Source organism: Mycobacterium spongiae (assembly GCF_018278905.1).
Classification (GTDB): Bacteria; Actinomycetota; Actinomycetes; order Mycobacteriales; family Mycobacteriaceae; genus Mycobacterium; species Mycobacterium spongiae.
Genome location: NZ_CP046600.1, coordinates 4,498,024 through 4,519,544, shown reverse-complemented (window position 1 = coordinate 4,519,544; position 21,521 = coordinate 4,498,024). Strand labels below are relative to the sequence as shown.

At 64.8% G+C, this 21,521-nt stretch carries 19 protein-coding genes and 1 pseudogene; 12 read left to right on the top strand and 8 right to left on the bottom strand.

Annotated elements, in window-relative coordinates:
* Positions 1-31 precede the first annotated feature (31 nt).
* Entirely contained in the window at positions 32-1,132 is a 1,101-nt protein-coding gene (locus F6B93_RS18395) for a methyltransferase (RefSeq protein WP_211696367.1), read from the top strand.
* A gap of 38 nt (positions 1,133-1,170) precedes the next feature.
* Here F6B93_RS18395 and F6B93_RS18390 read toward each other — a convergent pair whose 3' ends face one another.
* Positions 1,171-2,064, bottom strand: coding sequence for an alpha/beta hydrolase (locus F6B93_RS18390; RefSeq protein ID WP_211696366.1), 894 nt, complete (start codon positions 2,062-2,064; stop codon positions 1,171-1,173).
* A gap of 77 nt (positions 2,065-2,141) precedes the next feature.
* On the opposite strand from F6B93_RS18390, the pseudogene F6B93_RS23165 reads away from it, so the two are divergent.
* The 3 genes and pseudogenes from F6B93_RS23165 to F6B93_RS18380 form a co-directional block, all read left to right on the top strand.
* Positions 2,142-2,483 (top strand): annotated as a pseudogene (locus tag F6B93_RS23165) (DNA-formamidopyrimidine glycosylase family protein); the annotation flags it as partial.
* Between the two features lie 153 nt (positions 2,484-2,636).
* Positions 2,637-3,104 carry a zinc finger domain-containing protein gene (locus F6B93_RS23160; RefSeq protein WP_246541159.1) on the top strand — a complete coding sequence of 156 codons (468 nt, stop codon included), beginning with the start codon at positions 2,637-2,639 and terminating at the stop codon, positions 3,102-3,104.
* Between the two features lie 87 nt (positions 3,105-3,191).
* Positions 3,192-3,941, top strand: coding sequence for an SDR family oxidoreductase (locus tag F6B93_RS18380; protein ID WP_211699591.1), 750 nt, complete (start codon positions 3,192-3,194; stop codon positions 3,939-3,941).
* A gap of 9 nt (positions 3,942-3,950) precedes the next feature.
* Here the strand turns inward: F6B93_RS18380 and pgi are convergent, their stop codons facing one another.
* From pgi to F6B93_RS18365, 3 genes are all read right to left on the bottom strand, one after another.
* Complete coding sequence (gene pgi / locus F6B93_RS18375; protein WP_211699590.1) at positions 3,951-5,615, bottom strand: glucose-6-phosphate isomerase; 1,665 nt, start codon at positions 5,613-5,615, stop codon at positions 3,951-3,953.
* A 90-nt stretch (positions 5,616-5,705) separates the two neighbouring features.
* Positions 5,706-6,677 carry an esterase family protein gene (locus tag F6B93_RS18370; RefSeq protein WP_211696364.1) on the bottom strand — a complete coding sequence of 324 codons (972 nt, stop codon included), beginning with the start codon at positions 6,675-6,677 and terminating at the stop codon, positions 5,706-5,708.
* Between the two features lie 62 nt (positions 6,678-6,739).
* Positions 6,740-7,078, bottom strand: coding sequence for a chorismate mutase (locus F6B93_RS18365; RefSeq protein WP_211696363.1), 339 nt, complete (start codon positions 7,076-7,078; stop codon positions 6,740-6,742).
* Between the two features lie 276 nt (positions 7,079-7,354).
* Here F6B93_RS18365 and pcrA point away from each other — a divergent pair, with 276 nt between their 5' ends.
* Positions 7,355-9,748: a DNA helicase PcrA gene (pcrA, locus tag F6B93_RS18360; protein WP_211696362.1), complete on the top strand. Its 2,394-nt coding sequence runs from the start codon at positions 7,355-7,357 to the stop codon at positions 9,746-9,748.
* A gap of 27 nt (positions 9,749-9,775) precedes the next feature.
* Here pcrA and F6B93_RS23830 read toward each other — a convergent pair whose 3' ends face one another.
* Positions 9,776-10,270 (bottom strand): hypothetical protein, encoded by a 495-nt coding sequence (locus F6B93_RS23830; protein WP_425518566.1) that lies wholly within the window; start codon positions 10,268-10,270, stop codon positions 9,776-9,778.
* On the opposite strand from F6B93_RS23830, the gene F6B93_RS23150 reads away from it, so the two are divergent.
* Positions 10,179-10,379, top strand: coding sequence for a hypothetical protein (locus tag F6B93_RS23150; RefSeq protein WP_246540844.1), 201 nt, complete (start codon positions 10,179-10,181; stop codon positions 10,377-10,379). The two genes, F6B93_RS23830 and F6B93_RS23150, sit on opposite strands and share 92 nt — an antisense overlap.
* On the opposite strand, the gene F6B93_RS18350 is transcribed toward F6B93_RS23150, so the two are convergent.
* Complete coding sequence (locus F6B93_RS18350; RefSeq protein ID WP_425518468.1) at positions 10,353-11,462, bottom strand: M23 family metallopeptidase; 1,110 nt, start codon at positions 11,460-11,462, stop codon at positions 10,353-10,355. The genes F6B93_RS23150 and F6B93_RS18350 overlap by 27 nt on opposite strands.
* A gap of 276 nt (positions 11,463-11,738) precedes the next feature.
* Here F6B93_RS18350 and sucC point away from each other — a divergent pair, with 276 nt between their 5' ends.
* Both sucC and sucD read left to right on the top strand, forming a co-directional pair.
* Complete coding sequence (sucC, locus tag F6B93_RS18345; RefSeq protein WP_211696359.1) at positions 11,739-12,920, top strand: ADP-forming succinate--CoA ligase subunit beta; 1,182 nt, start codon at positions 11,739-11,741, stop codon at positions 12,918-12,920.
* An 18-nt stretch (positions 12,921-12,938) separates the two neighbouring features.
* Positions 12,939-13,841, top strand: coding sequence for a succinate--CoA ligase subunit alpha (gene sucD, locus F6B93_RS18340; RefSeq protein WP_211696358.1), 903 nt, complete (start codon positions 12,939-12,941; stop codon positions 13,839-13,841).
* A 58-nt stretch (positions 13,842-13,899) separates the two neighbouring features.
* On the opposite strand, the gene F6B93_RS18335 is transcribed toward sucD, so the two are convergent.
* Complete coding sequence (locus F6B93_RS18335; protein ID WP_211696357.1) at positions 13,900-14,751, bottom strand: LLM class F420-dependent oxidoreductase; 852 nt, start codon at positions 14,749-14,751, stop codon at positions 13,900-13,902.
* Positions 14,752-14,951: 200 nt separating this feature from the next.
* On the opposite strand from F6B93_RS18335, the gene F6B93_RS18330 reads away from it, so the two are divergent.
* The 4 genes from F6B93_RS18330 (at position 14,952) to purH (ending at position 19,736) form a co-directional block, all read left to right on the top strand.
* A complete protein-coding gene (locus F6B93_RS18330; protein ID WP_211696356.1) occupies positions 14,952-15,917 on the top strand; it encodes a DUF5336 domain-containing protein in 966 nt (321 codons plus the stop codon).
* A gap of 48 nt (positions 15,918-15,965) precedes the next feature.
* Entirely contained in the window at positions 15,966-17,423 is a 1,458-nt protein-coding gene (locus tag F6B93_RS18325; RefSeq protein WP_485020623.1) for a cell division protein PerM, read from the top strand.
* Between the two features lie 67 nt (positions 17,424-17,490).
* Positions 17,491-18,138 carry a phosphoribosylglycinamide formyltransferase gene (purN, locus tag F6B93_RS18320; protein WP_211699589.1) on the top strand — a complete coding sequence of 216 codons (648 nt, stop codon included), beginning with the start codon at positions 17,491-17,493 and terminating at the stop codon, positions 18,136-18,138.
* Complete coding sequence (gene purH, locus F6B93_RS18315; RefSeq protein WP_211696354.1) at positions 18,135-19,736, top strand: bifunctional phosphoribosylaminoimidazolecarboxamide formyltransferase/IMP cyclohydrolase; 1,602 nt, start codon at positions 18,135-18,137, stop codon at positions 19,734-19,736. Before purN ends, purH begins: the two co-directional genes overlap by 4 nt.
* Positions 19,737-19,870: 134 nt before the next feature.
* Here the strand turns inward: purH and F6B93_RS18310 are convergent, their stop codons facing one another.
* Positions 19,871-21,382 carry a class I adenylate-forming enzyme family protein gene (locus F6B93_RS18310; protein ID WP_211696353.1) on the bottom strand — a complete coding sequence of 504 codons (1,512 nt, stop codon included), beginning with the start codon at positions 21,380-21,382 and terminating at the stop codon, positions 19,871-19,873.
* Positions 21,383-21,521 lie beyond the last annotated feature (139 nt).

Here is a 21,521-nt window from a genome sequence, read left to right as displayed (position 1 = left end):
GGCCAATAACCGCCTACGCTAGGCATCGTCTATGCGCTTTCCAGCCGTGCCACTGCCTTTGTGGGTGGCGCGTGCCGCTCTGGGTGCTCGACGCCGCGTGGTGGAACTCGTTGATGCCGCGGTGCCAGGAGAGATCGTGCTGTTCTTGGACATCGCGTCCGGGCTGCAGAAAACCAAGATTGCGGGCGCGCTCGTCTCCTCGGGGTTAGCCGATGCCCTCGGGAAGAATTCACGTGATCCCGTCGAGCTAGCGCGCGAGCTGGGATTGGACCCCGACGTGACAATCAGAATCATCGGCGCCGCCTCCGCGTCGCGGCTGACGCGAGTGGACCGCCGTGGCCGCGCGCGGCTGACGAAGGTCGGCGCGCCACTGCGTCGTGACCACCCCCAGTCGATTGCCTCGTGGGTTGTCTACTGTGCCGACCCCGACACCGCAGCGGCATTCGGGCACCTGGACGCGCAGCTTCGCGACGGTGCGCAACCCTCTGGCTACCAGCGGGTCTTCGGTAAGTCATTGTGGGATTACTTCAGCGATCGCTCCGACATGGGCGCCGCATTCGCAGAAGCGATGCGTCAGCTCACCGAGTTCGACCTTGCCGGGATCGTGCGGGCCTATCCATGGCCGAGGCGTGGAGTCATCTGCGATATCGCCGGGGGAGTGGGGCACATGCTCGCGGCCCTTCTCGACCATCGGCCGCAGGCCCGCGGCATCCTGCTCGATTCAGCCGAGGTGATCGAACGGGCGGACAAGTTTCTGCGAGCGCGAGGACTGGCCGACCGGATCGAGTACCGCACCGGCGACCTGTTTGGTCAGCTGGACGCTCGCGCTGATGTTTACACGATGAAGTGGATCCTGCACGACTGGAGCGACGACGCCTGTCGCGACATCCTCCAGCGGGTCCGCGCGACCATGCCGTCCGGTTCCACACTGGTCACCATCGATCTGCACCACGAATCAGGCCGACCGAACGCGTTGACCGCGATGCTCGACGCGACCATGCTCGCCCTGTGCGAGGGTGGCCGGGAGCGCTCACCGGAGCAGGTGCACGCTTTGATGCGCGACGCCGGGCTCATACCCGGAAGAGTCCGCCACTTCGGTCCGACGATGCTGGTCGAGGCCACCGCCCCGTAGCGGGGACTTCGGCCGCCTCCCACGGTGTTTGTTGGCGATCAGGTCGTCGTGGGCATGCGGCGGCGCAGGAAAGCGATTTGGTCGGCGATGACCTCGTCGAAGGGTTGCCCGTGGTAGATGTCGAAGTGGCCGTGTGGGTAGAGCAGCAACTCGCCGCGTGGTGCCTTGCGAGCGTGTCGCACCGTGGCCTTGGCCGGCGCGACAGTGTCGGTTTGGCAGACGCTGAACAGAATGGGACACCGGACCTGCGCGGCGTGTCTGCCGGGCCGATGCCAAGAGATACGCAACGCGATTCGCGAGGCAACTGCGTTCTCGTGCGTGGAGCCCTCCGGGACCAGGTCGAGGTAGCCAGGCAGGGCGTCGGGGGCTGTCATCAAGGCCGCCGAATGGGGCTGGCCCGCCACCGCGATCATCACTGGGGCTCGCCCCCGGCGGCTGGCGACGACATCGGCGATGGCGCACCGGACGACCTTGACCGTGGTGCGCAGGTCCAGCGCGGCGATGGTCGACGCCACTCCGTCGGTGAACGGACACTGGGAGATGACCGCGGCGATGTTCTGGTCGCGGGCCGCGGCAACGATCACGTGACCACCCGCAAATGAGGTGCCCCACAAGCTGAGTCGTGTGGGATCTATGTCGGTGCGAGTGCGTGCGAACGCGATGGCGGACGCCCAGTCGGCCAGCTGGCGGTCGATGTCGAGTAGTTGGCGCGGTTGGCCACCGCTGGCGCCGAAGTATCGGTAGTCGAACACGAGGCAGGCGTAGCCCGCGGCGGTGAATCGCTGCGCATAGGCATCCAGCCGCATCTCGCGGACAGCGCCCAGACCGTGGCCCATGATGATCACCGGCGCGGGCGCGGCGGCGTCGGGAACATACAGCCACGCCCGACACGTATCTGGGCCAGAGAGGAATTCGACGTCCTGTCGGTTCATTGCCTCGGTTCGTACCGGCGGTGGGGGCTAGGCTGCGGGTCAACACGTTTGAGCGTGACAGGGTCACGGACGTGGCGATGGTATCCGGGTTCCGGTACGGGGTCCACCAGTTTCTCGGGTTGGGCGACCGTGCGGTGCGATGGACATTCTCGCGTCGCGATCGGCACACTGAACGCATGCCCGAGCTCCCTGAGATCGAAGCGTTGGCCGAGCATTTGCGCCGACATGCCGCTGGATTGGCAGTCGGTCGGGTCGACGTCTCGGCGCTGTCTGTGCTCAAGACCTTCGACCCGCCAGTCACCGCGCTGCACGGCCAGTCCGTTGTCGGGGCCGAGCGGTGGGGCAAGTACCTGGGGCTGCGGACCGACACGCTGTTGTTGATTGCTCACCTGTCCCGAGCCGGCTGGCTGCGCTGGTCCGACAAACTAGCGGCGGCGCCATTGCGCCCGGGAAAGGGGCCGATTGCCTTGCGGGTTCACTTGGGCGTGCCGGGGAGCGCGCCGGGGTTCGACCTGACCGAGGCCGGAACTCAAAAGCGGTTGGCGGTATGGCTGGTCGAAGATCCGAGGCAGGTGCCGGGCATTGGCGCGCTCGGGCCCGATGCGCTGGACATCGGCGCTGACGACCTAGCGGATCTCCTGGCCGGCAACACCGGTCGGATCAAGACCGTGATCACCGACCAGAAGGTGATCGCCGGCATCGGCAATGCCTATAGCGACGAGATTCTGCATGTCGCGAAGATCTCGCCGTTCGCCACGGCGGGGAAGCTGTCCGACGGGCAACTCAACGCGTTGCATGGCGCCATCGTGGCGGTCCTGTCCGACGCGGTGACCCGGTCCGTCGGCCAGGGCGCGGCCATGCTCAAGGGGGAGAAACGCTCCGGGCTGCGGGTGCACGCGCGCACCGGACTCCCATGCCCGGTGTGTGGTGACACCGTGCGTGAAGTGTCGTTCGCAGACAAATCTTTTCAGTACTGTCCGACGTGTCAGACCGGCGGCAAGGTGCTGGCCGACCGGCGGATGTCGCGGCTGCTCAAGTAGTCGCTCGAACGTCGAGTTGTTGCGCCGATTCCCCTTGTTTCGGCCCAACAACTCGACGTTCGCGGGGCGGTCTATATGCTCACCGGGGTGACGCGACAGAGAATCCTCATCACCGGCGCCAGCTCTGGTCTGGGCGCCGGGATGGCCCGCGCCTTCGCTTCTAGGGGCCGCGACCTGGCACTGTGCGCCCGCCGCACAGATCGACTCGATGAACTAAAAGCCGAACTAGCACAACATCATCCAGCCATCAAAGTCGCGGTCGCGGCGCTCGATGTCAACGACCACGAGCAGGTGCCGAAGGTGTTCGCCGCACTGAGTGAAGAGCTCGGCGGCATCGACCGGATCATCGTCAACGCCGGCATCGGCAAGGGCGCCCCGTTGGGCTCCGGCAAGCTGTGGGCGAACAAAGCAACCATCGAGACCAACCTGGTGTCCGCCCTAGTGCAGATCGAGACCGCGCTCGAGATGTTCCACAAGGCTGGCTCGGGACACCTGGTGCTCATTTCTTCGGTGCTCGGCGCCAAAGGGGTGCCGGGAGTCAAGGCTGCTTACGCCGCAAGCAAAGCCGGTGTCCGCTCGCTGGGCGAGTCGCTGCGTGCGGAGTACGCCAAAGGGCCGATCAAGATCTCGGTGATCGAGCCGGGCTACATCGAGTCGGAGATGACCGCCAAGTCCGCGAGCACCATGTTCATGGTGGACAACGCGACGGGCGTCAAGGCAATTGTCGGCGCCATCGAGCGCGAGCCCGGACGGGCCGCCGTGCCGCGGTGGCCGTGGGCGCCGCTGGTGCAGGTGATGCGGATTGTGCCGCCGGGGCTGGCGAAACGTTTCGCATAACCGGGGCTGCTAGCTGGTCCGCCCTTGTTCAGACCGGTAGCGACGCAGCAGCGCGTCGGTCGAGCTGTCCGACTGTGGGCCGGGTGCGGCGTCACTGGTGATTACCGGGAGCAGCGCCTTGGCCTGCGTCTTGCCCAGCTCCACACCCCACTGGTCGAACGAGTCAATGCCCCAGATCACACCTTCGGTGAACACCTGATGCTCGTAGAGCGCGATCAGTTGCCCGAGCACCGACGGCGTGAGTCGGTTGGCCAGAATCGAGGTGGACGGCCGGTTGCCGGGCATCACTTTGTGTGGCACGACGTCGGCGGGGGTGCCCTCGGCGGCGATCTCGTCGGCGGTCTTGCCGAACGCCAGGACCTGGGTCTGGGCGAAGAAATTGCTCATCAGCAAATCGTGCATGCTGCCGGTGCCTTCCGCGGTCGGCAGATCGTCGAGCGGTTGGCTGAAACCGATGAAGTCGGCAGGTATCAACCGGGTGCCTTGATGAAGCAGCTGATAGAACGCATGCTGACCGTTGGTTCCCGGTTCGCCCCAAAAGATTTCACCGGTATCGGTGGTTACCGGCGTGCCGTCGGCGCGGGTCGACTTCCCATTGGATTCCATGGTCAGCTGCTGCAGATAGGCCGCGAAGCGGGCCAGGTCGTTGGAATACGGCAAGACGGCGCGCGATTGGGCATCGAAGAAATTCGAGTACCAGAGCCCGATCAACCCCAGCAGGGCAGGCGCGTTGGACTCCAGCGGTGCGGTCGTGAAGTGCTGGTCGATGATGTGGAATCCGGACAGGAAATCGCCAAAGGCCTGGCGGCCAATGGCCGCCATCACCGACAGTCCGATCGCCGAATCGACCGAATAGCGTCCGCCGACCCAGTCCCAGAACCCAAACATGTTGTCGGTGTTGATACCGAAGTCGTCGACCAGGCGCCGGTTTGTCGAGACTGCGACGAAATGGCGCGACACCGCCGCGTCGCCGAGCGCGTCGGTCAGCCAGCGTCGCGCGGCGGTCGCATTCGTCAGCGTCTCCAACGTGGAGAACGTCTTCGAGGCGACAATGAAAAGCGTTGTGGCGGGGTCTAAGCCGGCCAGCGTTGCAATCAAGTCGGCAGGATCGACGTTGGAGACAAAGCGCGCCGAGATTCCGGCGTCGGCATAGTGACGCAGTGCGTGGTACACCATGACTGGCCCCAGGTCCGAACCACCGATGCCGATGTTGACGACGGTGGTGATGCGCTCTCCGGTGGCTCCGGTCCACTCGCCGCTACGCACCTGGTCGGTGAAGTCACCCATGGCGTCGAGCACGGCATGCACATCGTCGACCACATTGCGGCCGTCGACGATCAGCTCCGCGTCGCGGGGCAGCCGCAGCGCCGTGTGCAGCACCGCACGATCCTCCGATGTGTTGACGTGCGCACCGGCGAACATCTGATCACGGCGTTCCTCGAGGCGGGCCACGCGGGCGAGATCGACCAGCAGACGTAGCGTTTCGCGGGTGATGCGGTGTTTGCTGTAGTCGATGTACAGGTCACCCACCGCCACGGTCAGCTCGCGGCCGCGGTGGGGGTCGTCGGCGAAGAACTGGCGTAGATGAGTCTTGCCGATCTGGTCGTGGTGCCTGCGCAGCGCCTCCCATGGCGCGGTGGCGGTGATATCCGGGATTGATTGCACAGAACTCATCGGGGTCATGGTTCGACCCTAATCCGATGATGGCGACCCGACTGCGCCCGGCTACGCCGCGCTTGCGATCGCCACTAGTGCGGCAGCTAACTAGCCGGCACCCAGCACTCGCTGCAGATCGGGCAGCATGGCCTGCAATTGCGCACCCCAGTAGTCCCAGGTGTGGGTGCCGTTGTCGGGAAAGTTGAACACGCCGTTGTGGCCGCCGGCGGCTTTGTACTTGCTCCGGAAGGCCTTGTTGCTGACTCGCGTGGCGTTTTCGAGAAGACTGGCATCCAGCTTGTTGGCGCCGCTGAGCTCCGTTTGCGTGCCGTTGCCCGAATACACCCACACGCGGGTCTTGTTGGCGACCAGCTTTGCGGCATTGACCGTCGGGTCATTGCGAGCCCAGGCCGGGTCGCTGGGCGGACCCCACATGGCTTCGGAGTGAAAGCCACCGGCGCCGAGCTGCGCAACACTCACCAAGGAAGGCCACTGCCCCGCAGATAGATTGAGGAACCCCGACATCGAGGCCGCATAGGTGAAGTTGTCCGGGTGCTTGGCCGCCAGCATCAGCGACGCGGATCCCGACATCGATGCACCCACCACAGCATTTCCCGACGTGTCAATGCCCTTGTTCGCCACCAGGTACTTGGGCAACTCCTCGGTGAGAAAGGTTTCCCACTTGTAGGTCCACACCCCACCGTTGCCCGCTGCTGGCCGATACCAGTTGGAGTAGAAACTTGCCGTCCCGCCGGTGGGCATGGCGAGCGAGAGGCCCGACTGGTCGAACCATTCGAAAACCGGCAGGTGGATGTCCCAACCGTTGTAGTCGTCGCGTGCGAGCATCCCGTCAAGCAGGTACACCGCGTGCGGGCCACCGCTTTGAAACTCCACCTTGACCTCGCGATGCATCGACGGCGACGGGACCATCAGGTACTCGATCGGCAGGTTATCCCGTGACCACGCGGACGAGGTGGCTGAGCTGGTGGACAACCCACCGGCCACGGTGAGCAACGCTGTGGCCGATATCAACATCAGCCGGCGCAATGGCGAATTCCCAGCTGTTATTGCCGTAACCATTTCGGAGGCAATTTACCTCAGCAAAGCAACGATTGGCCGAAGGTAACGACGGTAGTAACCGATTAGTGGCCGAGTCGTCCTCTGCCCAACCGCAACAGCAGTATCGCCAGATCCTTTCCGTCGGGTCCGAGCTCGCTGTAGCGTTCGATCACCTTCATCTCGCGGCTGTGCACTAGCCGCGTGCCACCGGATGCCATCCGAACCTTGCCGATCGCCTGCGAGACCTCGGCCCGCCGTTTTACCGCGGCCAGGATTTGGGCATCCAACCGATCGATCTCTTCGCGTAGGAGGTCTATATCGGCCTTGTCCGAGGGTTGTTCGGAGGGTTGTTGGGCCTCAACCGTCTCAATGTTCATCTCTGCTCTTTCGGGGTTCTCGTGAGGTGGGGGTTCTGGTCTCATCCGGTATCGGGCCTCACGCAAGAAACGAGCCCCGATCGCCGAAGCGGACCACGGGGCTCTGCGAAAGCAGCTAGACCACGGGCACCGCTGGCCGGTACCCGTAGAAAAATCGGAGCTGCACGTTGAGCACCAAGAAAGTGTGCCACCAAATCCCGCATCTGTGCAAAACAGGCCTCATAGAACGGGTCCCACGTGATGCCCGAACTCGCCGCGCTGCGCCGCCCGGAGCACCTCGTCAGCCGAGTCGTCGCCGGGCGGCGGTAAGTTTGGACAGACATGACTGTGCACGCGACCGATGCCGAAGCCCCTGGTTCAAACCCAGCCGATCAGCTGCTCGACAGCCTCAACCCTCAACAACGCCAGGCGGTGGTACATGAGGGTTCTCCGCTGCTGATCGTCGCCGGCGCTGGCTCGGGGAAGACGGCGGTGTTGACCCGCCGGATCGCCTATCTGATCGCAGCCCGCCGGGTGGGGGTCGGGCAGATTCTGGCCATCACCTTCACCAACAAGGCCGCCGCCGAGATGCGCGAACGGGTCGCGGGTCTGGTCGGCGACCGAGCCCGGTACATGTGGGTGTCAACATTTCACTCGATGTGCGTGCGCATTCTGCGCAATCAGGCGTCGGTGGTCGAGGGCCTCAACTCCAACTTCTCGATCTATGACGCCGACGATTCGCGGCGTTTGCTGCAGATGATCGGCCGCGACATGGGCTTGGACATCAAGCGGTATTCGCCCCGGTTACTGGCCAATGCGATCTCCAATCTGAAGAACGAGCTGATCGACCCGCACCAGGCGCTGGCGGATCTTTCGGACGACTCTGATGAGCTGGCCCGCACGGTGGCATCCGTCTTCGCCGAGTACCAGCGGCGGTTACGGGCGGCCAACGCGCTGGACTTCGACGACCTTATCGGCGAGACCGTGGCCGTGCTTGCGAGCTTCCCGCAGATCGCCCAGTACTACCGGCGGCGATTCCGCCATGTCCTCGTCGACGAGTACCAGGACACCAACCACGCTCAGTACGTGTTGGTGCGCGAATTGGTCGGTCGCGGCACGCCAGAGACACGCCCAGAATCATCAGACTCCGCAGACGATTCGGCCGATGAGGTGCCTCCGGCGGAATTGTGCGTCGTCGGCGACGCCGACCAGTCGATCTACGCGTTCCGCGGTGCCACCATTCGCAACATCGAGGACTTCGAACGCGACTACCCTGACGCCACAACGATTCTGCTGGAACAGAACTACCGGTCGACGCAGAACATCCTGTCGGCGGCCAACTCGGTGATCGCGCGCAACTCGGGCCGCCGCGATAAGCGGCTGTGGACCGATGCCGGGGCAGGGGAGCTGATCGTCGGCTACGTCGCCGACAATGAGCACGACGAGGCCCGGTTCGTCGCCGAGGAGATCGACGCGCTCGCCGAGCGCGGCGACATCACCTACAACGATGTCGCCGTCTTCTACCGCACCAACAACTCGTCGCGCTCGTTGGAGGAAGTGTTTATCCGCGCCGGAATTCCGTACAAAGTCGTTGGGGGAGTGCGGTTCTACGAACGTAGAGAGATCCGCGACATCGTCGCTTACCTGCGGGTGCTGGACAATCCCGGCGATGCGGTGAGCATGCGACGCATTCTCAACACACCGCGCCGCGGGATCGGTGATCGCGCCGAGGCGTGCGTGTCGGTATATGCCGAAAACACCGGCGCAAGCTTCGCTGACGCGCTGCAGGCCGCGGCCGAAGGCAAGGTGTCGATGCTGAACAGCCGCGCGGAGAAGGCGATTGCGGGCTTCGTCGACCTGCTCGACGATCTGCGGGGTCGCCTTGACGACGACCTTGGCGAGCTGGTGGAGGCCGTGCTCGAGCGCAGCGGCTACCGCAGGGAGCTGGAATCGTCGACCGACCCGCAGGAGCTGGCGCGACTGGACAACTTGAACGAACTCGTCAGCGTTGCACACGAATTCAGTACCGACCGCACCCTTGCGGCCAGCGATGACGCTGCACCCGATGAGGCAGAAACCCCCGTAGACGAGGACGTGCCGGACACCGGCGTCCTGGCGGACTTCCTGGAGCGGGTGTCGCTGGTGGCTGACACCGACGAAATCCCCGAGCAGGGCGCCGGTGTGGTCACGTTGATGACGTTGCACACTGCCAAGGGCCTGGAATTCCCAGTGGTATTCGTGACCGGCTGGGAGGACGGAATGTTCCCGCATATGCGGGCTCTCGACGACCCGGGCGAGCTTTCCGAGGAGCGGCGGCTTGCCTACGTGGGCATCACCCGTGCTCGGCAACGGCTGTACCTGAGTCGAGCCATGGTCCGTTCTTCGTGGGGCCAGCCGATGCTCAACCCAGAGTCTCGGTTCTTGCGGGAAATCCCGCAGGAACTGATCGACTGGCGGCGCAGCGCACCGCCGCCGTCGTACAGTGCGCCGGTCAGCGGAGCCGGTCGGTTCGGAACGCCGCGCCCATCACCCATGCACCCAGGAGCCCGTTCGGGAGCGAGCAAGCGCCCGCTGCTGGTGCTGCAGCCGGGCGACCGGGTGACCCACGACAAGTATGGGTTGGGCCGCGTCGAGGAGGTTTCCGGTGTCGGCGAATCGGCGATGTCGTTGATCGACTTCGGCAGTTCGGGCCGCGTCAAGCTGATGCACAACCACGCCCCGCTCTCGAAGCTGTAGCGCACCACGGCCGTGGGACGAGACGGGCTACTGCTCGAGCCACCGCTTGGTACGCGGGTGCAGGCTCAGCACGACGCTGGCCAGCGGCAGTGCGGGCAGGGCATACACGATCCCCGCGACGTGCGTGCCCGCGACCGCCACGGCGCCGTAGGTCACTAGCGCGACGAGCGCGCCCGTGACAATGAGGTAGCGCCCTGCGCGACGACGCAACAGCACCATGATGACCCCGGTGACCGTCGCCACGGCAAAGACCAGCGTGAGGAATCCGACCGCTATACAGAACAGTCGGTCGTTGCTCCACCAGCCAGCGATCAAGTCGGTGGCCACTGCCGAGGTGGTCCACCCACTGAGGATGCTGACGGCACTGGCCGCGACGGCGGTTCGCGGGTGTGGCTGATCGGTGGACGAAGCAGGCGCGGTTTCCCGCCGGATGATTCTTGTGGCGCCCTCGGGGCGTGGAGATCGGCTGGTCTCAGAGCTGATATTTGCCGGCAACGGGCCGCTGGGCGCGCGCCGGATGATCCGTGTCGGTGATTCGGCGGTGGACGCCGACGGTTCGGGTGGGTTCGCGCGCGGGGTGGGACCGTTCGGCTCGGTCACCGGGTCAACCGGTATAGCCGCCGACGTGTAGTCCCCGCTTGGCGAGCCACGGCACCGGGTCGATTCGCTGGGTGCCGCCCAGGAGCACCTCGAAGTGAAGATGCGGCCCGGTGGAAAAGCCGCGGTTGCCCATGGTCGCGATCTCGTCGCCCGCCATGACGCGCTGGCCGACATTGACCAATGTGGAGTTGACGTGGCCGTAGAGGGTAACCGTGCCGTCTGCGTGCAGCACCTTCACCCACGCTCCATAGCCTGCGGTGGGGCCCGCGTCGATGACGACACCGTCCGACACCGCGTAGATCGGGGTCCCGATCGAGTTCGCCAGGTCGATTCCGCCGTGCAGCACACCCCAGCGGTACCCGAAAGCCGAGGTGAATATTCCTTTGGTCGGCATGACGTACAGCGGCTGCTGCAGCCGTGCCTCGCGCTGGGCGCGCTCCTGCGCAAACGCGACGCCCCTGGCGAACTCCGCCTTGTGTACCGCGACATTCTCGGTCGGCTGGGCGGCGATCACCTGGGCGCCCCGGGGTGCAGAGCTGCCTGCGCCTCCTTTGAGTGCCGATGCGGTCACAGCCGGCGCGGTCTCACTTCTGGGGGTGTCCGACTGGCTGGTCGCCGTATGTGCGGCGGCGGCTGCCGCGCCGGCGGCCATCGCCGAGATCAGCAAGCGGCCCTTGGCTGCACTCGTGGGCTGCTTACGGTGTTGCCCGCCGCTGCGGGGGACCGCGGCCAAATCCTGGTCGGGGTCCTGGTCGGTGCCGGGCTCGCCGACCGATTCGTGCTGGTCCGTGGGTGCGCTAGGGGCGGCCAGCAAGGCCGGGGTCAGATCGTCCGTGTCGGTCAGGTCATCGAGTTCCGGGGCCAGCAACAGCTGTGCTTCGGTGTCGAATGGGCCGTCTGCCTCGAAATCCGCGAACTCTGCGAAGTCCGGGTGGTCGAAGTCCAGGTCATCGAGATCGTCGAAATCTAGGTGATCGAGGTCCGCCGAACCGCCGAGAAATCTGTCCAACGGAATGATTTCGGTGACTTCGTTACGATGGTGATGCCGCCACCGATCGCGGGGTGCTAGCGCGGCCGCTCGAACCACAGAGCGGGCAACGGAGTGCTGGGGCAAGCTGAAATGTCCTCGAATCGTGACCATAACGTTATCTGGACCCTGAGACGGTATCCGCAAGGTCATGTGGCTGGCAACCTCAAGATGGAATCATGTCCCGTATTGTGATCTGGATCACGCCCAGAAATGGGGTGTGTTCGGTGGCGTGTGCCACATCGTCGGGATGCGATCGTTGAGCCGATTTCCGGTGTCGATACAGTTCCACCGTGCGCGTTGCTGAATCCGGCGTCGCCTCCCGAATGGCCCATTAGCAAGCCGAGCAAAGACAGTGAGCCCATGGATCTTTTCGAGTATCAGGCGAAAGAATTGTTCGCCAAGCACAACGTGCCGAGCACGCCCGGCCGAGTGACCGACAGCGCCGAGGGCGCCAAGGCCATCGCCACCGAGATCGGTCACCCCGTGATGGTAAAAGCGCAGGTCAAGACCGGCGGTCGCGGTAAGGCGGGTGGTGTGAAATACGCCGCCACCCCCGAGGAGGCATACGAGCACGCCAAGAACATTTTGGGCCTGGACATCAAGGGCCACATCGTCAAGAAGCTGCTCGTCGCCGAGGCCAGCGACATCGCCGAGGAGTATTACCTCTCGTTCTTGCTGGACCGCTCCAACCGGACCTTCCTGGCCATGTGCTCGGTTGAGGGCGGTATAGACATCGAAGAGGTGGCCGCGACCAAACCCGATCGGCTTGCCAAGGTGCCGGTTAGCGCCGTGAAAGGTGTTGACCTCGCGCTCGCGCGTTCCATCGCCGAACAAGGCCACCTGCCAGCGGAGGTACTCGACGCCGCCGCGGGCACCATCGCCACGCTGTGGGAACTCTTCGTCGCCGAGGACGCCACGCTGGTTGAGGTCAACCCGTTGGTGCGCACGCCGTCGAGCGGTCCGGGCGATCCGGGCAAGATCCTTGCGCTGGACGCCAAGATCACCCTCGACGCCAACTCCGACTTCCGGCAACCCGACCACGCCGAGTTCCAGGACCGGGCATCCACCGACCCCTTGGAGTTGAAGGCTCAAGAACATGACCTCAACTACGTCAAGCTGGACGGGCAGGTGGGCATCATCGGCAACGGCGCGGGCCTGGTGATGTCGACTCTCGATGTTGTGGCCTATGCGGGTGAACGGCACGGCGGAGTCAAGCCGGCCAACTTCCTCGATATCGGGGGCGGGGCCTCCGCCGAAGTGATGGCCGCCGGCCTGGATGTGGTCTTGGGTGACCCACAGGTCAAGAGCGTGTTCGTCAATGTCTTTGGCGGCATCACCTCGTGCGACGCGGTGGCAACCGGCATTGTCAAGGCATTGGAAATACTCGGCGCCGAAGCCAACAAACCGTTGGTGGTGCGGCTGGATGGCAACAACGTCGACGAAGGCCGGCGCATTCTGGCCGAGGCCAACCACCCGCTGGTCACTTTGGTTCCGACGATGGACGAGGCCGCCGACAAGGCCGCCGAGTTGGCGAGCGCCTGAGACAGGAGACACGACCCAATGGCTATCTTTCTCACCAAGAGCAACAAGGTCATCGTCCAAGGCATCACCGGCAGCGAGGCCACCGTCCACACCGCCCGAATGCTGAAGGCGGGTACCCAGATCGTGGGCGGTGTGAACGCCCGCAAGGCGGGCACCACCGTCACGCATGAGGACAAGGGCGGCAGGTTGATCAAGCTGCCGGTGTTCGGCAGCGTCGCGGAGGCGATGGAGAAAACCGGAGCTGACGTGTCGATCATCTTCGTGCCGCCGAAGTTCGCCAAGGACGCGATGATCGAGGCGATCGACGCCGAGATTCCGCTGCTGGTCGTCATCACCGAGGGAATCCCGGTGCAGGACAGCGCATATGCCTGGGCTTACAACGGACAGCAGGGCAGCAAGACCCGTATCATCGGGCCCAATTGCCCAGGTGTCATCACTCCGGGTGAGGCGTTGGTCGGCATCACTCCGGCCAACATCACCGGCCCCGGTCCGGTCGGGCTCGTGTCCAAGTCGGGCACTTTGACCTATCAGATGATGTTCGAGCTGCGCGATTTCGGCTTCTCCACCTCGATCGGGATCGGCGGCGACCCAGTGATCGGCACAACGCATATCGACGCAATCGAGGCCTTCGAGAAAGATCCCGACACCAAGCTCATCGTCATGATCGGTGAGATCGGCGGTGACGCCGAGGAACGCGCCGCGGACTTCATCAAGGCCAATGTGTCCAAACCGGTTGTCGGCTACGTTGCCGGGTTTACCGCACCGGAAGGCAAGACGATGGGCCACGCGGGTGCCATCGTGTCCGGCTCGTCGGGTACCGCAGCCGCCAAGAAGGAAGCTCTGGAGGCGGCCGGTGTGAAGGTCGGCAAGACCCCGTCGGAGACCGCGGCGCTGGCCCGGGAGATCCTGAGCAGCCTGTAGCCGCGCGGTAGCACGCCGGCAGCATGAGGTCGACTTTCGGGCGCCGTGGCGATCAGTGTCACACTGCGGTGGCTGCCAGCTTGCCGGCTAGCCGTTCGACATAAGCGGCTATCTCATCCTCGGAACGGTCCGGCATACCGAAGAGCACTTCTGTCACGCCAAGCTCGGCCCAGTGGGCCAACTTTTCGGGTACCGGCTTGAAGTCCAGGGCCACGATCTGCGGAGCCCCGTCACGGTCGGCGGCGGCCCACGTGTCCTGTAGCAACTTCACTGGCGCGTCGATATCGAAGTCACGCGGTGTGGTGATCCAGCCGTCCGCATTGCGCGCGATCCATCTGAAGTTCTTCTCGGTGCCAGCCGCGCCCACCAGCACGGGGACGTGTTCCTGCAGCGGCTTGGGCCACGCCCAGCTGGGCCCGAACCTGACGAATTCGCCGTCGTAGGCCGCTTCCTCTTGGGTCCACAGCGCCCGCATCGCCTCGAGGTATTCGCGCAACATGGTGCGGCGGCGTCCGGGTGGCACGCCGTGGTCGGTGAGTTCGTCGGTGTTCCAGCCAAACCCCACGCCGAGGCTTACCCGGCCACCGGACAGGTGGTCCAGTGTGGCAATGCTTTTCGCCAACGTGATCGGGTCGTGCTCGACCGGCAGCGCCACTGCGGTGGAAAGCCGGACCCGCGATGTCACGGCACACGCGGCGCCCAGGCTTACCCAGGGGTCGAGGGTGCGCATGTAGCGGTCATCCGGCAGCGACGCGTCACCTGTTGTCGGATGTGCCGCCTCGCGCTTTATCGGGATATGTGTGTGTTCCGGGACGTAAAACGTGTGAAACCCGTGGTTCTCGGCAAGCTTGGCGGCGGCTGCCGGGCTAATACCGCGGTCGCTGGTGAACAGCACAAGCCCGTAGTCCATGCCCAGAATTAGAACGTGTTCCACCTGGCGCGGGCAAGCGGGGGTTGCCGACGGCGCCAGCGTGACGCGTCATGGTGGTGACCGGCGCTGGTCGGACGGCGAGCAGGTGGGTCCGACGTGGGCGCCCGAACGTGCGCTAGCGTGGTTGGTCGAATCGCGGCGCAGGGAGGACAGCGTCGCAATGCAACTGTGGAGGCGCCATGACCTACTCGTCCGGTAGTCCCGGATATCCGCCCGCGCAGCCTGGCGGCTCCTACGGGGGGGCGACACCGTCGTTCGCGAGAACCGATGGTGGTGATAGCAAGACTTCGATGTACCTGGCCCTCGCTGTGGCGGTGCTCGGTCTGTCGGCGTATCTCCTGAGCTTCGGGCCGATGTTCTCGCTCAGCACCGAACTGGGTCCCAGCGGCATTGAGGTGTCTGGTGACAACGGGTTGGCTGTCGGTGCGGCATTGTTGGCCGCGCTGCTTGCCGGGGCAAGTTTGCTACCCAAGGCCAAGAGCTACGTGTCGGTGGTCGCGGTGCTCGCAGTACTGGGTGTCTTGCTGGTGATTTCGGAGATGTTCAACAAGCCCAGCTCTTTCTCGATCAGCTGGGCGTTGTGGTTCGTCCTGGCTTTCACCATCCTCCAGGCGATTGTGGCCGTCGCGGCGCTGCTGCTGGATGCGGGCCTTGTCAGCGCGCCGGCGCCGCGGCCCAAGTTCGACCCGTACGGTCAGTACGGTCAGTACGGTCAGTACGGCCAGTACGGGGGCCAGCCCGCCGGGTACTACGGTCAGCCGGGTGCACAGCAGTCAGCTGGGCACCAGTCGGCCAGCCCGCAACCTTCCTCGCAGCCGCCTGGATATGGTTCCCAATACGGTGGTTATCCGTCCAGCCCCAGCCCGAGTCCGGGCCAGTCCGGTGGATTCGCGGCCCAGCCTCCCGCGCAACCCGGGTCACAACCGACGCAGCAGGCACAATCCGCCCCGTCGGGGCCGTCGACCCCACCGACCGGCTTCCCCAGCTTCAGCCCGCCGCCTCCGGTGAGTGCGGGAACGGGATCCGAGGCTGGGTCAGCTCCGGTCAACTATTCGAGTCCGGCCGGCGGGCAGCAGTCGTACGGCCAGGGCCAGCAGTCCCCGTCATCCCCGTCATCCTCGTCATCGGGTCAGGCGCCGGTCTAGCCGGGCGCTTTCGCGCCTAAGTTGGCACGTGCGCGCACAGTGACACGCGTGGAGGAGAATCGGCCAGCGGGCGCTCGCCAGGCACGTGACCTCGTCAGGGTTGCGTTCGGCCCTGCTGTGGTGGCGTTGGGCATCATTGCTGCGGTAACCCTGCTCCAGCTGCTTATCGCCAACAGTGATATGACCGGCGCGTTGGGCGCTATCGCCAGCATGTGGCTTGGCGTGCACCAGGTACCGATCTCGATCGCCGGGCGCCAACTGGGCGTCATGCCGTTGCTGCCAGTCCTCCTGATGGTGTGGGGAACCGCACGGAGCACTGCGCAGGCGACTTCCCCGCAGTCCTCCTGGCTCGTGGTGCGCTGGGTGGTTGCGTCGGCGGTCAGCGGGCCCTTGCTGATGGCTGCTATCGCGCTCGCGGTCATCCATGACGCGTCGTCGGTCATCGCCGAGCTGCAGACGCCGAACGCCCTGCACGCCTTCGCCTGTGTCCTGGTGGTGCATGCGATTGGCGCCGCGATCGGGGTGTCGTCCCGAGTGGGTCGACGGGCGTTGGTGGCATCGTCGTTGCCCGATTGGGTGGGTGATTCGGTGCGTGCCGCCGCGGCTGGAATGTTGGCGTTGCTCGGCCTATCCGGCGTGGTGATGACGGGCTCGCTGATCGTGCATTGGTCGACGATGCAAGAGCTCTACGCGATCACCGACTCGATATTCGGCCAGCTCAGCCTGACGGTGTTGTCGGTGCTTTATGCCCCCAACGTCATCGTCGGCACCGCTGCCATGACGGTCGGGTCCAGCGCTCATATCGGATTCGCAACATTTAGTTCGTTCACCGTATTCGGAGGCGATATTCCCGCTCTTCCGATCCTGGCCGCGGTTCCTACGCCGCCGCTGGGGCCGGGGTGGGTTGCGCTACTGATCGTGGGTGCGTCTTCAGGGGTGGCAGTCGGACAACAGTGCGCCCGTCGTGCGTTGCCGCTGGTTGCGGCCACCGCAAAGCTGCTGGTGGCGGCACTCTTCGGGGCATCAGCCATGGCGCTACTCGCGTACGGCGGTAGCGGCCGGCTGGGCAATTTCGGCGACGTTGGTGTGGACCAGGACGCCTTGATCACCGGCGTGTTTTTCTGGTTCGCGGTCGTTGGTTGGGTGACCGTAGTAATGAGCGGCGGGATCAGGCGCCGGCCCAAACGGCCGAAACCGCCACCGGCGCCGACGCCGTCGGATGAACACGAAGACGACGAACAGACGAGCCCTGTGGCGCTTGCCGACGACGTTCGGCCGTCGACCGACCCGGCGGACGAAGCCGCCGAGACGTCCTCCGGAACGGCGGAGGACGCTGCTGAGTCGTCGCCTGACTCTGCGGAGGTGAACGTCGAGCAGTCCGCGGACAGGGCACACGCCGATGTTGTGCCCGAGACGGACAATGCCGGTGACGATGTTGCGGCGTCCGCCGAAAGCGACGATGAATCCCCGCCTTCGCCCGACGAAGTCCGGCGCCTGCCGGACTAAGACTTGGGGGTTGCCCCAGCTGCCGGTCTGGCTCGTAGCGATCCATTCCCATTAGGCTCGCGGTGTGCTGCAGGAACCGCTCCAGGTACCCCCGAGCGCGCCGGCGCGGCTCTTGGTGCTGGCATCCGGGACCGGTTCGCTGTTGAATTCGCTGATCGACGCCGCAGTCGGTGACTACCCGGCGCAGGTGGTCGCGGTCGGCGTCGATCGTGACTGCCGAGCTGCCGAGATCGCGGCGGCGGCAAAAGTGCCAGCCTTTACCGTCCGGATTGCCGACCACGTCAGTCGCGATGACTGGGATACCGCGATCACCGACGCCGCCGTGGCGCATTCGCCTGATCTGGTCGTTACTGCAGGGTTCATGAGAATCCTTGGACCACAGTTCCTTTCACAGTTCTCCGGGCGCATCGTCAATACCCATCCGGCGCTGCTGCCGGCCTTCCCGGGTGCTCACGGAGTGGCGGACGCGCTGGCCTACGGTGTCAAGGTCACGGGTTGTACCGTGCATCTGGTGGATGCCGGCATGGACACCGGGCCAGTACTGGCGCAACAGACCGTTGCGGTGATCGACGGCGACGATGAAGAGACTCTGCACGAACGCATCAAGGTCGTCGAACGGCGGCTGCTGGTGGATGTCGTGGCCAAGATTGCAACCGGCGGCGTGACGGTGGTCGGACGAAGAGCGATGATTGGACGAAAGGCGAGCGTGGGATGAGCACCGACGACGGGCGGGATCTAACGAGAAGGCCGATCCGCCGCGCTTTGATCAGCGTGTATGACAAGACGGGTCTGACAGCCCTGGCTCAGAGTCTGAGTGCGGCCGGAGTCGAGATCGTCTCGACCGGATCAACAGCCAAGACCATTGCTGCTAGCGGGATTCCGGTGACGCCCGTGGAGGAATTGACGGGGTTCCCGGAGGTGCTCGACGGGCGGGTCAAAACGCTGCACCCGAGAGTGCATGCCGGATTGTTGGCTGACTTGCGCCGGCCCGAGCACGCTGCGGCGCTCGAGCAACTTGGTATCGAGGCGTTCGAACTCGTTGTGGTCAACTTGTATCCGTTTAGCCAGACCGTCGAGTCGGGCGCCGGAGTCGACGAGTGTGTCGAGCAGATCGATATCGGTGGACCTTCGATGGTCAGGGCCGCGGCCAAGAACCACCCAAGCGTGGCGGTCGTCACCGACCCGCTCGGATACGACGGTGTGCTGGCCGCGGTGCGTGGCGGCGGATTCACGCTCGCCGAGCGCAAAAGGTTGGCTGCATTGGCATTTCAGCGCACCGCCGAGTACGACATCGCCGTTGCGGGCTGGATGCTGTCGACGCTCTCCTCCGAACAACCCGAGCAGCCGGAAGCGGCGTTCCCCGAATGGTTGGGCGGAACCTGGCGCCGGTCGGCGATGTTGCGCTACGGCGAGAACCCGCACCAGGCGGCGGCGCTCTACGGCGACCCCGCCGCCTGGCCGGGGCTGGCGCAAGCCGAGCAGTTGCATGGAAAAGAGATGTCCTACAACAACTTCACCGATGCCGATGCGGCCTGGCGGGCCGCATTCGATCACGAACAAACCTGTGTGGCAATCATTAAACACGCCAACCCGTGCGGCATCGCCATCTCCTCGATTTCGGTCGCCGATGCGCATCGCAAGGCTCACGATTGCGATCCGCTGAGCGCCTACGGCGGGGTGATCGCCGCGAACACCGAAGTCAGCGAGGAGATGGCGGAGTATGTGAGCACCATCTTCACCGAAGTGATCATCGCCCCGGCTTACGCGCCAGGTGCTCTCGACGCGTTGACGCGCAAGAAGAACATCCGGGTGTTGGTGGCCCCTGAGCCGCTGTCCGGCGGCATCGAGGTGCGGCAGGTCAGCGGGGGCCTACTGATGCAGCAGCGAGATCAGCTCGACGCGTCCGGCGATAATCCGGCGAACTGGAAGCTGGCCGCCGGATCTCCGGCGAGCCCCGCGATGCTGACCGACCTGGTCTTTGCGTGGCGGACCTGTCGCGCGGTCAAATCGAATGCGATCGTGATCGTTGCTGACGGCGCGACGATCGGTGTCGGCATGGGTCAAGTCAACCGGGTCGACGCCGCGCGGCTGGCCGTGGAACGCGGCGGGGAGCGGGTCGGCGGTTCTTCGGGTTCGGTGGCAGCCTCGGACGCATTCTTCCCATTCCCGGACGGACTCGAGACCTTGGCCGCCGCAGGAGTGAAAGCGATCGTGCACCCGGGAGGCTCGGTGCGCGACGACGAGGTGACGGAAGCCGCCGCGAAAGCCGGTGTGACGTTGTACCTCACGGGTGCGCGCCACTTTGCGCACTAGGCTCGGGCGGCCGAGTGAACCGTAGGGTGGTGCCTTTCGGAAAAGATTGGTGCAGAAGAATATTCGCGTTCTATTTGGAGCGACCGGAGTCGCGCTAGCCCACAATGAGATCGTGGCCGGGTCTGCCGATGCGATCACGCGTGATCGCTTTCGATCAGGTCGTTGCGGGAGATCTTGCCGCTTGCGGTCAACGGGAGAGTGCGCCGCAGGTGAATACGCGCCGGTACCTTGTAGGCCGCGATCAGCCCGTGCAGGAACTTGGTGAGTTCCGCAGGTGACAGGTCGGCATCGGGTCGCGGGACGACGAACGCCACCGGCACCTCGCCTTCAGCAGGGTCGGGTGCGCCGACCACCGCCGCCATCATTACGCCGGGATGTTGCCCCAGTGCGGTCTCCACTTCGCCCGGAGTGATCTTCGAAGTTCGCCGAACGATGACGTCTTTGATTCGGCCGGTGAACCACCACACGCCTTGCTCATCGTGCTGTGCGAGGTCGCCAGTGTGCAGCCAGCCGTCTACCAGCGTTTCAGAGGTGTGCGTCTCGTCGTCCCAGTAGCGCTGCATCACCATGGGGCCGGCGACTAGGAGCTCACCGGTGGATTCGTCGATGCGTAGGCGCACCGTACGCAGCGGCCGACCAATACAGCCGTCACGATCGGTACGAGCCTCACGCTGCACAGTGAGCCAGATGGCCTCGGTCATCCCGTAACCGACTCTGATCGGTAGCCCGCTGACCTGGAGGAACTCCCGTTGAACCGCATGGGGCACGACGTCACCGCCGGTATACACGCCGCGCAGCGACGAGAACCAGTCCCGGCACACGCCGGGAAGCTGCAATAGCTGGGCCAGGATGTCGACGTGGGTGCAGATCAGCGTCGGCCGGTGAAGCGTCAGTGCATGCGCGTACGCGGCGGCGTCGAAACCCTCGTACAGCGCGACGGTGCCACCGGCCAGCAGGATGGTGAACGTCGCGATGAAGCCGCTGACGTGGACCAGGGGCTCGAAGACCTGAACGACATCGTCGGGCTGCGCGTCACCGAACGCTTCCGATGTGCTCGTCAGCATCGCCAGTGCAGAGGAATGGCTGTGTACAACTCCTTTGGGCCGGCCAGTCGAGCCCGACGTGAAGAAGATGACCGCCGCAGCGTCGGCCAAGACATCGGACGACGAGGCCGACTTCCCGCGGCCGCTGCGCAGCACCGCGTCGTAGGCGTTGTCGCGACCGACATCTGATGAGCCGGATTCGCCGACCACTATCACTCGTGTGCCGTCGAGCAGCGCCTGGTCGAGCCTTGCCAGGGTGCCCAACCGGTCTGTGTGGACGACAAGCCACCGGGGACGTGCCCGGCGTAGCACCTGCTCAACTTCTGGCGGGGCGTAGCGAGCGTTCAGAGGCACCGCTATCGCGCCGGCGGTGAAACTGGCCAGGTACGCCGTCACCAAGTCGACGCAGTTGGGCAGCATGAGCGCCACTCGTTCGCCAACCAAACCGTCCATGCGCATCGCCGCGGCCAATTCATCTGCTGCCGTGCGGAGTTCTCGGTACGACCAACGACGACCTTGGTCGACGAGCGCGATCCGGTCACCGAGAGCAGCGGGGACCTCGGTGAGCTTGCCGAGAGTGGGAGACATGATCCGCACGCTCACCCAACGAATTCTATGGAATCGGGGCGGCAACGCGCCGAACCAATCACATTATGTGCACAGCGACTCCAGGCCCGGCCCTGACAGCCCGTCGAAGCCAAGTGAAAATGCTCCGCGGGTTTTACTCTCATCGCCAGAACAA

Excerpts from the sequence above, each read along its gene's own strand:
- F6B93_RS18395 (WP_211696367.1), top strand. The coding sequence starts at position 32 with ATGCGCTTTCCAGCCGTGCCACTGCCTTTGTGGGTGGCGCGTGCCGCT.
- F6B93_RS18390 (WP_211696366.1), bottom strand. The coding sequence starts at position 2,064 with ATGAACCGACAGGACGTCGAATTCCTCTCTGGCCCAGATACGTGTCGG.
- pgi (WP_211699590.1), bottom strand. The coding sequence starts at position 5,615 with ATGAGTTCTGTGCAATCAATCCCGGATATCACCGCCACCGCGCCATGG.
- F6B93_RS18370 (WP_211696364.1), bottom strand. The coding sequence starts at position 6,677 with ATGGTTACGGCAATAACAGCTGGGAATTCGCCATTGCGCCGGCTGATG.
- F6B93_RS18365 (WP_211696363.1), bottom strand. The coding sequence starts at position 7,078 with ATGAGACCAGAACCCCCACCTCACGAGAACCCCGAAAGAGCAGAGATG.
- pcrA (WP_211696362.1), top strand. The coding sequence starts at position 7,355 with ATGACTGTGCACGCGACCGATGCCGAAGCCCCTGGTTCAAACCCAGCC.
- F6B93_RS23150 (WP_246540844.1), top strand. The coding sequence starts at position 10,179 with ATGATTCTTGTGGCGCCCTCGGGGCGTGGAGATCGGCTGGTCTCAGAG.
- sucC (WP_211696359.1), top strand. The coding sequence starts at position 11,739 with ATGGATCTTTTCGAGTATCAGGCGAAAGAATTGTTCGCCAAGCACAAC.
- sucD (WP_211696358.1), top strand. The coding sequence starts at position 12,939 with ATGGCTATCTTTCTCACCAAGAGCAACAAGGTCATCGTCCAAGGCATC.
- F6B93_RS18335 (WP_211696357.1), bottom strand. The coding sequence starts at position 14,751 with ATGGACTACGGGCTTGTGCTGTTCACCAGCGACCGCGGTATTAGCCCG.
- F6B93_RS18330 (WP_211696356.1), top strand. The coding sequence starts at position 14,952 with ATGACCTACTCGTCCGGTAGTCCCGGATATCCGCCCGCGCAGCCTGGC.
- purH (WP_211696354.1), top strand. The coding sequence starts at position 18,135 with ATGAGCACCGACGACGGGCGGGATCTAACGAGAAGGCCGATCCGCCGC.